Here is a 13,249-nt window from a genome sequence, read left to right as displayed (position 1 = left end):
CCCCCGCCAGTCCCCGGATCACTCATTGCTGCTCAAGGAAGGAGCGCATCATGACCACGGAGAATCCCGCCCATCACGCGCTGATCATTGTCGATACTCAGGGGCTGCTCACAGCCGTCGAGCGACTCCCCAGCGATCCAGCTTCTCCCGCCGAACTCGACCCCCGCCATTTCTGCATCCTGCACTCACGCCCGGCAACGGGTGAAACGCTGCTTCTCGACACACCGGAGTTAGTCGTCGCGGCTGGGGACACCCTGCTCCTGCACACGGTCCCGGTGGCGCTGCTCGGCGAGGAGATGCTGTTCAGCCACAGCCCCGTCAGCGAGCCGCTGCTGGACATCGAGTTGGCCGAGCAACGCAACCTGCGCCTGGCCCTTCCCGATGCAGCGGCGCCGCTGCAGCCGACAAGCCGCCAAGTCGACACCTATCACTGGCGTATCCACTGCGACCAGCCGGGTGAATTCAAGTTGGCCTGGCAGGTGATGGTGCTGGCCCAGGGCTGCGAGCCGCTCGCCCACTTCACACTGCGCCTTGCCTTGCGGACCAACGGCCACTCGCAGTGAACCCGTCTTTGGCGTTTAGCCCTTGGGATGCATCGAAAGCCCCGCTATAATCGCCCGGCACTTTCGACGGTGGCTCCAGCGGCCACCGTTCCCGCCACCCATCCGAGGGGCGCTGCAGCAGGCTCGGCCTGTCAGGCTCGGTTGGGGCGTTGTCCGCGCAAGCGGACGCTCAACGCACAACGGCGCCCATTCGCACACTACGAATGGAGGCTCTCAATGAGCGCTGTAAACACGCCTGCTGGTTTTTCCGACTTCAAGGTCGCCGACATCTCCCTGGCCGACTGGGGCCGCAAGGAAGTCATCATCGCCGAATCGGAAATGCCGGCACTGATGGGCCTGCGCCGCAAGTACCAAGCCGAGCAACCGCTCAAGGGCGCGAAGATCATCGGCTGCATCCACATGACCATCCAGACCGCCGTGCTGATCGAGACCCTGGTCGCCCTGGGCGCCGAAGTGCGCTGGTCGTCGTGCAACATCTTCTCCACCCAGGACCAGGCCGCCGCGGCCATCGCCGCCGCCGGCATCCCGGTGTTCGCCTGGAAAGGTGAAACCGAGCAAGAGTACGAGTGGTGCATCGAGCAGACCATCCTGAAAGACGGTCAGCCATGGGACGCCAACATGGTCCTGGACGACGGCGGTGACCTGACCGAAATCCTGCACAAGAAATACCCGGCCATGCTGGACAAGATCCACGGCGTGACCGAAGAGACCACCACCGGCGTGCACCGCCTGCTCGACATGCTGGCCAAGGGCGAGCTGAAAGTCCCGGCGATCAACGTCAACGACTCGGTCACCAAGAGCAAGAACGACAACAAGTACGGCTGCCGTCACAGCCTGAACGACGCCATCAAGCGCGGTACCGACCACCTGCTGTCGGGCAAGCAGGCTTTGGTGATCGGCTACGGCGACGTGGGCAAGGGCTCGGCCCAGTCCCTGCGTCAGGAAGGCATGATCGTCAAGGTCACCGAAGTCGACCCGATCTGCGCCATGCAAGCGTGCATGGACGGCTTCGAAGTGGTCTCGCCGTTCAAGGACGGCATCAACACCGGTACCGAAGCCGGCATCAACAAGGACCTGCTGGGCCGCATCGACCTGATCGTCACCACCACCGGTAACGTCAACGTCTGCGACGCCAACATGCTCAAGGCCCTGAAGAAGCGCGCCGTGGTCTGCAACATCGGCCACTTCGACAACGAGATCGACACCGCCTTCATGCGCAAGAACTGGGCATGGGAAGAGGTCAAGCCGCAGGTGCACAAGATCCACCGCACCGGCGCCGGCGTGTTCGATCCGCAGAACGACGACTACCTGATCCTGCTGGCCGAAGGCCGCCTGGTGAACCTGGGCAACGCCACCGGCCACCCAAGCCGCATCATGGACGGCTCGTTCGCCAACCAGGTCCTGGCGCAGATCTTCCTGTTCGAGCAGAAGTTCGCCGAACTGCCAGCCGCCAAGAAGGCCGAGCGCCTGACCGTTGAAGTGCTGCCGAAGAAGCTGGACGAAGAAGTGGCCCTGGAGATGGTCCGCGGCTTCGGCGGCGTGGTCACCCAGCTGACCCCGCAGCAGGCCGAGTACATCGGTGTGACCGTCGAAGGTCCGTTCAAGCCGGACGCCTACCGCTACTAAGCAGCGGCGCCAGCGCCGGGTAATCGCCCTGGCGCTGGCTGGCAACGCGTCGAACCGATGTCCGAGCCAGGCCGGCCCCAACCGTCCTGGCTTTTATTTGCAGGTAGCCGCCCTGGGCGCGCCGCCGAAGGAACGAGAGATGTCACAAGAACGCCGCTACAGTTTCGAGTTCTTCCCCACCAAGACCGATGCCGGCCACGAGAAGCTGATGGGCGTCGCCCGCCAGCTGGCCAGCTACAACCCGGACTTCTTCTCCTGCACCTACGGTGCCGGGGGCTCGACCCGCGACCGCACGCTGAACACCGTGCTGCAGCTGGAAAGCGAAGTGAAGGTCCCGGCCGCTCCGCACCTGTCCTGCGTGGGTGACAGCAAGGACGACCTGCGCGCCCTGCTCGCCGAGTACCAGGCCGCCGGCATCAAGCGCATCGTCGCCCTGCGTGGCGACCTGCCATCCGGCATGGGTGCGGCCAGCGGCGAGCTGCGCTACGCCAGCGACCTGGTCGAGTTCATCCGCCAGGAAACCGGCAACCACTTCCACCTGGAAGTGGCCGCCTATCCTGAGATGCACCCACAGGCGCGTAACTTCGAGGCGGATCTGGCCAACTTCGTGCACAAGGTCAAGGCCGGTGCCGACAGCGCCATCACCCAGTACTTCTTCAACGCCGACAGCTATTTCTACTTCGTCGAGCGCGCGCAGCAGCTGGGCGTGGACATCCCGGTGGTGCCCGGCATCATGCCGATCACCAACTACAGCAAGCTGGCACGTTTCTCCGATGCCTGCGGCGCCGAGATCCCGCGCTGGATCCGCAAGCAGCTGGAAGCCTATGCCGACGACACCGCCAGCATCCAGGCCTTCGGCGAGGAAGTGATCACCCGCATGTGCGAACAACTGCTGCAAGGCGGCGCACCGGGCCTGCACTTCTACACGCTCAACCAGGCCGAACCGAGCCTGGCGATCTGGAACAACCTGAAGCTGCCACGCTGATGGTCGTGGACAAGGCTTTGGCGCAGGTCAGAGCCTTGTTCATTCGCGCTTGTAGCGCAGGCCCCCGCGACCAGTGCTCACTGGCCTTGCACGGGCTCGCAGCGTACTCTCCCGCCATGCGCACGCTCATTCTCCCTCTCCTGCTGTTGCTGCTCGCCGGCCTGAGCCCGCTGGCCCATGCCGAACGCCTGCGCATCGTCAGCGACGACTGGGCGCCGTACCTCTACCAGGAAAACGGCCAGCCCAAAGGCATCGACTACGAGGTCACCAACGAGGTGTTCAAGCGCCTGGGCATCGAGGTGCAATGGCAGTTCCTGCCCTGGCGGCGCTGCCTGGCCATGGTCGAGCAGGGCCTGGCGGACGCGGTGATGGATATTTTCCGGGTCGACTCGCGCCAGGGTTACCTGGTCTACCCGGACGAGCCCATGTCAGAGGTCGAGTTCGTCCTCTACCAGGCCCGCTCGCGCCCCCATCCGGTCGAGCGCCTCGAAGACCTGGCCGGGCTGACCGTGGGTACCTCGCCAGGCTACGTCTACGACGGCGTTTTCGCCGAATCGCCGCTGTTCCGTCGGGAGCCGGCGCCCAGCCACGAGGCCAACTTCGGCAAGCTGGCGCTCGGGCGCATCGACCTGCTGGTGACCGACCGCCGGGTGGGTGGCTATGTCAGCCGCCAGCTGGGCCTGGAGCAGACCGTCGAGGCGCTGCCCCTGGTGATCAGCCGCCGTCCGCAGTACCTGGGGCTGGCCCGCAAGCCCGGGCGCGAGCAGCTGGCACAGGCGTTCAGTGATGAACTGCGACGCTTCAAGCAGGAGCCGGCCTACGCGGCAATCAACGCCCGCTACCTGGGCAATCGCGATTTTCCTTTCGCCGTTGAGCAGCAGGAACGCAGCACACCCTGATTGCTCTGTTATACTCGGGCCTTCCCGCCAGGCTCACGCCCGGACGCTCGGCCTCGCAACAGGCATCTCGACCCGCAGCAGCGCACCTAGCGCGCCGCCCGCAGGCTCCAGGATGCGCCGTGCACGCCCAGCTGGACCGGACGCGATCGCATCCTTCCGATGCCCGTCGCGCCAGGCAGAACACCCCATCGGGCCCAGCCCCCACGAGAACAGGATTGCCCATGTCCTTTGCTTCCCTCGGTCTCTCCGAGGCTCTTGTCCGCGCTATCGAGGCAGCGGGCTATACCCAGCCCACTCCGGTGCAACAGCGGGCCATTCCCGCCGTGTTGCAAGGTCGCGATCTTATGGTCGCCGCCCAGACAGGTACTGGTAAAACCGGCGGCTTCGCGCTCCCCATCCTCGAGCGCCTGTTCCCGGGTGGCCACCCCGACAAATCGCAACGCCACGGCCCGCGCCAGCCGCGCGTCCTGGTGCTGACCCCGACCCGCGAGCTGGCCGCCCAGGTGCATGACAGCTTCAAGGTCTATGCCCGCGACCTGAACTTCATCAGCGCCTGCATCTTCGGCGGTGTCGGCATGAACCCGCAGGTCCAGGCCATGGCCAAGGGCGTCGACGTCCTGGTCGCCTGCCCAGGTCGTTTGCTCGACCTGGCCGGCCAGGGCAGCGTCGACCTCTCGCGGGTCGAGATCCTGGTGCTGGACGAAGCCGACCGCATGCTCGACATGGGCTTCATCCACGACGTCAAGAAAGTGCTGGCACGCCTGCCGGCCAAGCGCCAGAACCTGCTGTTCTCGGCGACTTTCTCCAAGGACATCACCGACCTCGCCGACAAGCTGCTGCACAACCCCGAGCGTATCGAGGTCACGCCGCCGAACACCACCGTCGAGCGCATCGAGCAGCGCGTCTACCGCCTGCCGGCCAGCCACAAGCGCGCCCTGCTGGCGCACCTGATCACCCTGGGTGCCTGGGAGCAGGTACTGGTGTTCACCCGCACCAAGCACGGCGCCAACCGCCTGGCCGAGTACCTCGAAAAGCACGGCCTGACCGCTGCGGCGATCCACGGCAACAAGAGCCAGAACGCTCGCACCAAGGCCCTGGCCGACTTCAAGGCCAACACCGTGCGCGTGCTGGTCGCCACCGACATCGCCGCCCGCGGCCTGGACATCGACCAGTTGCCCCACGTGGTCAACTTCGAGCTGCCCAACGTCGAGGAAGACTACGTTCACCGCATTGGCCGCACCGGCCGTGCCGGTCGCTCGGGCGAGGCCATCTCGATGGTCGCCCCGGACGAAGAGAAGCTGCTCAAGAGCATCGAGCGCGTCACCAAGCAGAAGATCCCGGATGGCGACCTGATGGGCTTCGACGCCTCCCAGGTCGAGGCCGAGAAGCCGGAAGTCCGCGAGCGCCAGCAGAACACTGGCCACGGTGGCCGCAACCAGCAACCTCGCGGCGAAGGCGGCAAGGAAGGCAGTGGCGGGCGCAAGGACAAGGGCAAGGACAAAGGCCGCAACAAGCCTGCGGGCGAGAAGCAGGCCGACAAGGAAAAAGCCGGCGAGAAACAGCAGCAAGGCCAGCAGCAGCGCAAGCCGCGTGACAAGAAACCACGCCAGCAGCAGGATGCCCAAGGCCAGAACACCGCCCCGTCGAAACCCGCTAATCGTGACCCGGAAGAGTTCCTGGACGACGATGTGGATAACTTCGGCAACCGCGCCGACTACGTCAGCCCTTACCAGAATGCCAAGAACCAGGGCCGCAACCGTCGCCCGGGTGGCAATGCCGGACAAGGTCAAGGGCAAGGCCAACGCAGCGGCGGTGGTCAGGCGCAAGGTCAAGGCCGTGGCAATGGCCAACAGCGCCAAGGCCAGGGCTCGGGTGAAAAACGCCCGCGCAACGGTGGTGGCAGCAATGGCGGCGCTCGTCGTGACAACAACGGTGGCCGTAACCGCCGTGACGAATCGGCTCGCCAGGAACCCGCCGTGCGCAACCCGCGCGAGTCGCAGAGTGCGCCGGTGATCATTCGCAAGGAATCCAAGCTCGACCGTTACCCGACGCCCGAGCAACTGGACGACCTGCCGAGCCGCCCACGCGGTGAGCGTCCGGCGCTGCTGACCCGCAAGGGCTGATTGAAACACCGAGGGGCTGCTATGCAGCCCTTTCGCGGCACAAGGCCGCTCCTACAGGTTCAGTGCAGCCCTTTGGCATAGCGCAGTACCTGTAGGAGCGGCCTTGTGCCGCGAAAGGGCCGCGTAGCGGCCCCTCGGTCATTCAGCTAACGCTAATTACTTCTGCTTCACACCTTCGACACTGATATCCAGATCCAGGGTCTGAGAGGTCGGGCCTGGGCCTTTGATCCCGAAGTCGTTCAGGTTCAGCGTGGTCTTGGCGTTGAAGCCGGCACGCTCGCCACCCCACGGGTCCTTGCCTTCACCGTTGAACACGGCCTTGAAGGTGACCGGCTTGGTCACGCCGTGCAGGGTCAGGTCGCCAGTGACGTCGGCGGTCTTCTCACCGGTCGACTTGACGCTGGTGGAGACGAACTTGGCATCCGGGTACTTCTTCACATCGAGGAAGTCTTTGCTGGCGATGTGCTTGTCACGCTCGGCGTGGTTCGACCACAGGCTGGCGGTCTTCAGGTCGACGCTGATCTTGCTGGCCTCGGGCTTGGCGCTGTCCCAGGTGAAGTTGCCGTCGAAGTCCTTGAAGGTGCCGTGGATGAAGCTGTAGCCCAGGTGGCTGATCTTCCAGTCAACGAACGCGTGCTGGCCTTCCTTGTCGATCTTGTATTCGGCGGCCATGGCCTGGCCGGCGGAGATCAGGGCGGTACCGAGCGCCAGAGCGGCAAAAGTCTTTTTCAACATCCTTACTTCCTTCCTTTGCAATTGAGGTTGAGAGTCAAGCTTTGCGGCCCAGCATGCGGGTCAGGGTCGCGTCACGGTCGATGAAATGGTGCTTGAGTGCCGCCAGGGCATGCAGCACCGCGAAAATCACCAGGCCCCAGGCCAGCCACAGGTGGATCACCCCCGCGGTATCGGCCTGGTCAGGCAGGTCACTGATCAGCGCCGGCACTTCGAACAGGCCGAACACCGGAATGCCGACACCGTCGGCGGTGGAAATCAGGTAGCCGGCGACCATCACCGCGAACAGACCCAGGTACAGCGCCAGGTGGCCCAGCTTGGCGGCCAGGCGGGTGACCTTGCCATGGTTGGCCGGCGCCGGCGGTGGCGGGCTGATGAAACGCCAGAGTACGCGCAGCAGCATGGCGGCCAGCAGCACCAGGCCGATGCTCTTGTGCAGATCGGGCCCGGTCTTGCGCCAAGGGCTGTAGTAGTCGAGACCGACCATCCACAGGCCCAGGCCGAACAGGCCGAAGACCGCCAGCGCCACGCCCCAGTGCAGGACGATGCTGACCAGGCCATAGCGGGAAGATGAGTTGCGCAGTTGCATGTTGGCGTGTTTCCCCGTGAAAGCTGTGCACAAGACTAGCGCGTAACGCATCGAATAAAAGCGTAAAAAATTGCTTCGGATTATCTAAAAACCCGATATTTAGTGTGCAAGCTTCCTATTAAGGAAACATTAACGATAGTCGTTTGGTAGGAGCTTGCCACCGTCGGCAAATTTGTGGGAGCGGGCTTGCTCGCTCCCACAGGAGACAGGGCAATTGCCTGTCGAAAGATCAGCCGGCCTTGGCCTGGCTGTTGACCACTGGCTTCTTGGCCGGTTCCGACTTGGCGGTGGCCTTCTTCACCGGCGCCGGCTTGGCGGCGGGCTTGTGCGCCTGCTTGGCCGCAGGCTTGGCTGGGGCTGGCTTGGTGGCGGCCGGCTTCACCGGTTCCTCCTTGGCCACAGGCGCCGGAGCGACAGGCGCGGGGGCCGCGGCAGGCACCGGCGCAATCTCCTCGGCCTTGGCGATCGGCGCGGCCTTGACCTCTGGCTTGTCAGCACCACCGAACAGACGCGAGAAGAAGCCTGGCTTGTCCTGCCTGGCCTCCTCGACCTTCACAGGCTCCGCCTTGGCCGGGGCCTTGTCGGAGCCACCACCGAACAGGTTGGAGAAGAACCCGCCCTTGTCCTTCGCCACGACCGCGCCCGCAGCGGCTGCGGCGGCAACCGGTGCGGCCTTGGCCGGGTCGAAGGATTTGCCCGCAGCCAGGTCCTGAACCTGGCTCGCGGCGCGCTGGCCGCTGCGCAGGGCGCCTTCGAGGGTACCGGGGTAGAGCGCGTCGGTATGCTCGCCGGCAAAGGCAATGCGCTGAACCGGACGCTCCCACAGGCGCCAGTACTTGCTGATCTGCCCAGGGCCGTAGGCCAGGTAGGCGCCCCCCATACCGGCATCAGTGCTGTAACGGCGCACTTCGTAACCGGTAAAGGCGCCACGGGCCTGCGGGTAGAAGGCGTGCAAGCGGATCAGCACCTGGTCGACCATCTGCTTGTCACCGAAGGCCTGCAACAGGCGAGCATTGTCGCCGGACAGGTTGATCACCACGTTGGCGCCGCCCTTGAGCGCCGGTTCGATCCACAGCATGCCCAGGCCGGTGTTGGAGAAGATCTCGCCGGACATGCGCGCACGGCTTTCCCATACCGGGTTCTTGAACTTGAGCATCAGCTGATCGCGCCAGCCGTAGTTGGTGCCCTTCAAGGCGCCCAGGTGCTGGTTGTCCAGGCCCGGGGTCATCTGGATCTTGGCCAGGGCCCGCAGCGGCACGGCCATGACCAGGTAATCGGCCTTGTAACCCACGGCACCGACCTTGACCGTCACCCCGTCCTTGTCCTGGACGATGGCGGTGACCGGCGAGCTGGTCTTGATGGTCTTGAGCTGCTTGACGAACGCCTGGGCCAGCACCGGGCTGCCGCCCGGCAAGCGCGCGGCGCGCAGGTCGCGGTCGCTGACGTTGCGGTAGACACGGCTCTGTTGGGCGAAATACAACAGCGACAGGCGCGATGGCTCGTCGTAACGGGTGCGGATCTGCTGGTTGACCAGCTGACGGGCGGTCGCCGGCAGTTGCAGCTTGTCCAGCCAGGTGGACACGTTCATCTGGTCAAGGGCGAACAGGGTGCTGTTGGCCGCCGGGTTCAACGGGTCCTCGATGGAGCGGGCCAGGTCGTCGAGGGTCTTCTCATAACGCTTGAGGGCCTCGGCGGTGGCCGGTTGCCTGGTTGCGAGGTCGGCGGCGCTGAAATACTCCCCGTCGATCAGGTAGCCGGGGTTACGCACGAACTCCGGTGCCGGCAAGGTGCCGACCTTGAACTGCTCCAGATACTGGTTGAGCACCGGCTGGGTCTTGCTGTTGCCAATCCACTCGCTGGTGGCCAGCCCCGAACGCCCGCCCATCCCTGACTTGGCCTCGAGCAAGGTGACCTGCCAGCCCTTGCCTTGCAGCTCGTAGGCCGCGGTCAGGCCCGCCAGGCCACCACCGACGACGATCGCCGTCTTGTCCTTGGCCAGCGCGGCACCGCTGGACACCCCGATCAATACCAACGCGCACAGGCGCACCCAAGCAGCAGCCATGATGGCGAACTCCGGTTAGAGAAGCGATAGAAGAGACGGGGAAGAATGCCCCGGGAGAGATGCGTTAAGAATACGTCACCTCTGCCCACCCTGCCACCGCAGTGACATCAAGTGCTTTTGGCAACTGGTAATTTTGTCAGTAGCCGTTTGTCGCAAGGGCAGGCAGGCTTGGCTCGCACTCCAGAATCAGGCCGGAGAAACAGCGGTGATCTACACGGAAGATTTTGCCAGGTGGCAGCCCTTGGCACCGATGCCGGAAATCACCTGGCGCACCCCCACGGGCCTGAGCATCATCTCCAATGGCACCGCCTACAGTTCGCGCTACCAGACCGACGAAGGGCGTAGCGGTACGGAACTGGTCGTCCGAGGCCAGTGCGATATCGAGATCATCTTCGGCCAGACGGTCGATTGCCTGCTGCTCGAAGTGGAGATCAATACGCTAGGCAGCGCCGTTTCGACCGCCTACTGGCTGACCTTGCGCGACCATGACTACACCGAGTTCATGCCCGGTCCCGCCACGCTCGGCTCCTTCTGGCACGACGTGCCCGGCCCCCTGGATCGCCTGGTCCTCTCCACCCTGCCGCTGTGCACCGTGCACATACGCCAGCTGGAATGGCGCCCGGCCTGGCGTCACTGAGCGGTTGTCCTGCCTTCCGGCATTGCTTAGGCTTACGCGGTCAAACCGAGCCGTAACGCCAGGAGAAGTGCCCATGGGCCTCAACGAACAGTGGATGCAACGCGACCTCAAGGTCCTGTGGCACCCCTGCACCCAGATGAAAGACCACGAGCAGCTGCCGCTGATCCCGATCCGCCGCGGCGAGGGCGTGTGGCTCGAGGACTTCGAGGGCAAGCGCTACCTGGACGCGGTCAGCTCCTGGTGGGTCAACGTGTTCGGCCATGCCAACCCGCGCATCAACCAGCGCATCAAGGACCAGGTCGACCAGCTCGAGCACGTGATCCTCGCCGGTTTCAGCCACCAGCCGGCGATCGAGCTGTCCGAACGCCTGGTGGCGATGACACCGGCCGGCCTGGAGCGGGTGTTCTACGCCGACAATGGCTCCTCCTGCATCGAAGTGGCGCTGAAGATGAGCTACCACTACTGGCATAACATCGGCAAACCACAGAAAAAGCGCTTCGTCACCCTGACCAACAGCTACCACGGCGAGACCATCGCGGCGATGTCGGTGGGTGACGTGCCGCTGTTCACCGAGACCTACAAGGCCCTGCTGCTGGACACCATCAAGGTGCCGAGCCCGGACTGCTACCTGCGCCCCGAAGGCATGGGCTGGGAGGCGCATTCGCGAAACATGTTCGCGGCCATGGAACAGACCTTGGCCGAACATCACGCCAGCATCGCCGCGGTCATCGTCGAGCCGCTGATCCAGGGTGCCGGCGGCATGCGCATGTACCACCCGGTGTACCTCAAACTGCTGCGCGAGGCCTGCGACCGCTACGAGGTGCACCTGATCCACGACGAAATCGCCGTGGGCTTCGGCCGCACCGGCACGATGTTCGCCTGCGAACAGGCCGGCATCCGCCCCGACTTCCTGTGCCTGTCCAAGGCCCTGACCGGCGGCTACCTGCCCCTGGCCGCCTGCCTGACCACAGACAAGGTGTACCAGGCCTTCTACGACGACTACTCGACCCTGCGCGCCTTCCTCCACTCGCACAGCTACACGGGCAACCCGCTGGCCTGCGCCGCAGCCCTGGCGACCCTGGACATTTTCGCTCAGGACAACGTCATCGAGGCCAACAAGGCCCTGTCGGCGCGCATGGCCAGCGCCACCGCGCACCTGGCCGATCACGCCCATGTCGCCGAGATCCGCCAGACCGGCATGGCCCTGGCCATCGAGATGGTCCAGGACAAGGCCGGCAAAGTCGCCTACCCCTGGCAGGAGCGCCGTGGCCTGAAGGTCTTCGAGCATGCCCTGAGCCGGGGCGCGCTGCTGCGTCCGCTGGGCAGCGTGGTGTACTTCCTGCCGCCCTACGTGATCACCCCGGAGCAGATCGACTTCCTGGCCGAGGTGGCCAGCGAAGGGATCGACATTGCCACCCGTGATCACGTCAGCGTGGCTGTACCGGCCGATTTCCACCCCGATTTCCGCGATCCGGGCTAGGCCCAATGCCTTCTCACAGCCCCCTGTAGGAGCGGCCTTGTGCCGCGAAAGGGCTGCGGAGCAGCCCCAGGTTTTCAGCTTCGCAGCAGAAATTGCCGGGGCCGCTTTGCGGCCCTATCGCGACACAAGGCCGCTCCTACAGGGACGTTGCCCCCATTCCGATTCCGAGTAGAACCATGAGACTCTCCCGCTTCTTCATCGACGCCCCGCTTGGCCTCGGCGAGCACGAGCTCCCCGAAGCCCAGGCCCACTACATCGGCCGCGTGCTGCGCATGGCCGCCGGCGACGCCGTGCAGCTGTTCGACGGCAGCGGCCAGGAATACCTCGGCCAACTGCTCGAGGTGGGCAAGAAAAGCGTGCGCGTCAGCCTCGACCAGGCCCTACCCGGCCAGGCCGACTCGCCGCTGCACATTCACCTCGGCCAGGGCCTGTCCCGCGGCGAGCGCATGGACTGGGCGATCCAGAAGGCCACCGAACTGGGCGTCAACGAAATCACCCCGATCGTCAGCGAACGCTGCGAAGTACGCCTGAAGGACGAGCGCGCCGACAAGCGCCTGGCCCACTGGCGCCAGGTGGCGATCAGTGCCTGCGAACAGTGCGGCCGCTCGACCCTGCCGGTGATCCACCCGCCGGTCACCCTGGCCGAATGGCTCAAGGGCACCGAGGCCGACCTCAAGCTGGTGCTGCACCCGGTGGCAGAGCCGCTGACCAGCCATGAAAAACCCGCGAAGCTGGCCTTCCTGATCGGCCCGGAGGGGGGCCTGAGCGATGCAGAAGTCGAACAGGCCAAGGCCAGCAACTACCACGCCGCCCGCCTTGGCCCTCGCGTACTGCGCACCGAGACCGCGCCGGTAGTTGCGTTGTCGGTGGCGCAGCAGTTGTGGGGCGATTTCTAGGACACGTAGAAGAACACCGCGACGAAGTGCATCAGGCTGCCGGCGATGACGAACAGGTGCCAGATGCCATGCCAGTGGCGGAACCGGCTGTCGAAGGCAAAGAAAATGATGCCGACGGTGTAGAACACGCCGCCGGCCGCCAGCCAGGCAAAGCCGGCGCCGCCCAGGCTGTGCAGCAGCGGCTTGACCGCCACCAGCACGATCCAGCCCATCAGCGCGTAGATGACGATCGACAGGATCCGCGCCTCCGAGCGCGGCTTGATCTCCTGCAACATGCCGACCAACGCCAGCCCCCAGACCACCCCGAACAGGCTCCAGCCCCAGGGCCCGCGCAGGCTGACCAGGCAGAAGGGCGTGTAGCTGCCGGCGATCAGCAGGTAGATCGACAGGTGGTCGAGCTTGCGCATGATGCGCTTCGCCCGCCCGCGAGTGCTGTGGTAGAGGGTAGAGATGCTGTAGAGCAACAGCAGGGTGAAGCCGTAGATGGAGAAACTGACGATCTTCCAGGGATCACCCTGCAGACCGGCCACGACAATCAGCCAGACCGCGCCAATGCAGGCCAGGACCGCACCGACCAGGTGGGTCCAGGCGTTGAAACGTTCACCATGGTACATGCAAGCAAAGACCTCGCTACGCCCGTCGGGTTCCTGAAAGGCC

The 13,249-nt window shown here is 64.9% G+C and carries 12 protein-coding genes and 1 riboswitch; of the genes, 8 read left to right on the top strand and 4 right to left on the bottom strand.

From position 1 onward, the window contains the following. Window positions 1-50: 50 nt before the first annotated feature. The 5 genes from POF53_RS21115 to rhlE2 all read left to right on the top strand — a co-directional run bounded on the left by POF53_RS21115 (window position 51) and on the right by rhlE2 (window position 6,196). Window positions 51-563, top strand: a complete 513-nt coding sequence (locus POF53_RS21115; RefSeq protein ID WP_254464076.1) for a hypothetical protein — start codon at window positions 51-53, stop codon at window positions 561-563. A 98-nt stretch (window positions 564-661) separates the two neighbouring features. Then, window positions 662-758, top strand: a riboswitch (S-adenosyl-L-homocysteine riboswitch). Between the two features lie 21 nt (window positions 759-779). Continuing rightward, window positions 780-2,189 (top strand): adenosylhomocysteinase, encoded by a 1,410-nt coding sequence (gene ahcY / locus POF53_RS21110; protein ID WP_028688336.1) that lies wholly within the window; start codon window positions 780-782, stop codon window positions 2,187-2,189. A gap of 139 nt (window positions 2,190-2,328) precedes the next feature. Beyond that, window positions 2,329-3,174, top strand: a complete 846-nt coding sequence (gene metF, locus POF53_RS21105) for a methylenetetrahydrofolate reductase [NAD(P)H] (RefSeq protein WP_203648281.1) — start codon at window positions 2,329-2,331, stop codon at window positions 3,172-3,174. 116 nt (window positions 3,175-3,290) lie between these two features. Next, window positions 3,291-4,073 carry a substrate-binding periplasmic protein gene (locus tag POF53_RS21100; RefSeq protein WP_232856279.1) on the top strand — a complete coding sequence of 261 codons (783 nt, stop codon included), beginning with the start codon at window positions 3,291-3,293 and terminating at the stop codon, window positions 4,071-4,073. Between the two features lie 221 nt (window positions 4,074-4,294). Then, entirely contained in the window at window positions 4,295-6,196 is a 1,902-nt protein-coding gene (gene rhlE2, locus POF53_RS21095) for an RNA helicase RhlE2 (protein WP_498969267.1), read from the top strand. Between the two features lie 156 nt (window positions 6,197-6,352). On the opposite strand, the gene POF53_RS21090 is transcribed toward rhlE2, so the two are convergent. From POF53_RS21090 to POF53_RS21080, 3 genes are all read right to left on the bottom strand, one after another. Next, a complete protein-coding gene (locus tag POF53_RS21090) occupies window positions 6,353-6,931 on the bottom strand; it encodes a YceI family protein (RefSeq protein ID WP_203648287.1) in 579 nt (192 codons plus the stop codon). A gap of 34 nt (window positions 6,932-6,965) precedes the next feature. Beyond that, complete coding sequence (locus POF53_RS21085; protein WP_069016035.1) at window positions 6,966-7,517, bottom strand: cytochrome b; 552 nt, start codon at window positions 7,515-7,517, stop codon at window positions 6,966-6,968. A 229-nt stretch (window positions 7,518-7,746) separates the two neighbouring features. Then, a complete protein-coding gene (locus tag POF53_RS21080) occupies window positions 7,747-9,579 on the bottom strand; it encodes a flavin monoamine oxidase family protein (protein ID WP_232856278.1) in 1,833 nt (610 codons plus the stop codon). Window positions 9,580-9,820: 241 nt separating this feature from the next. On the opposite strand from POF53_RS21080, the gene POF53_RS21075 reads away from it, so the two are divergent. From POF53_RS21075 to POF53_RS21065, 3 genes are all read left to right on the top strand, one after another. After that, entirely contained in the window at window positions 9,821-10,216 is a 396-nt protein-coding gene (locus POF53_RS21075; protein ID WP_203648292.1) for a hypothetical protein, read from the top strand. Between the two features lie 73 nt (window positions 10,217-10,289). Next, window positions 10,290-11,696 carry an adenosylmethionine--8-amino-7-oxononanoate transaminase gene (locus POF53_RS21070; protein WP_254464073.1) on the top strand — a complete coding sequence of 469 codons (1,407 nt, stop codon included), beginning with the start codon at window positions 10,290-10,292 and terminating at the stop codon, window positions 11,694-11,696. Between the two features lie 176 nt (window positions 11,697-11,872). After that, window positions 11,873-12,592: a 16S rRNA (uracil(1498)-N(3))-methyltransferase gene (locus POF53_RS21065; RefSeq protein WP_203648296.1), complete on the top strand. Its 720-nt coding sequence runs from the start codon at window positions 11,873-11,875 to the stop codon at window positions 12,590-12,592. Here POF53_RS21065 and trhA read toward each other — a convergent pair. Continuing rightward, window positions 12,589-13,206: a PAQR family membrane homeostasis protein TrhA gene (gene trhA, locus POF53_RS21060; RefSeq protein ID WP_203648298.1), complete on the bottom strand. Its 618-nt coding sequence runs from the start codon at window positions 13,204-13,206 to the stop codon at window positions 12,589-12,591. The two genes, POF53_RS21065 and trhA, sit on opposite strands and share 4 nt — an antisense overlap. Between the last annotated feature and the right edge of the window lie 43 nt (window positions 13,207-13,249).

Origin of the sequence: Mitsuaria sp. RG, assembly GCF_028369275.1 — a bacterium.
GTDB classification, from domain to species: domain Bacteria; phylum Pseudomonadota; class Gammaproteobacteria; order Pseudomonadales; family Pseudomonadaceae; genus Aquipseudomonas; species Aquipseudomonas peradeniyensis.
The sequence above is the reverse complement of the archived record's forward strand: the minus strand, read 5'-3'. Positions and strand labels throughout refer to the sequence as shown.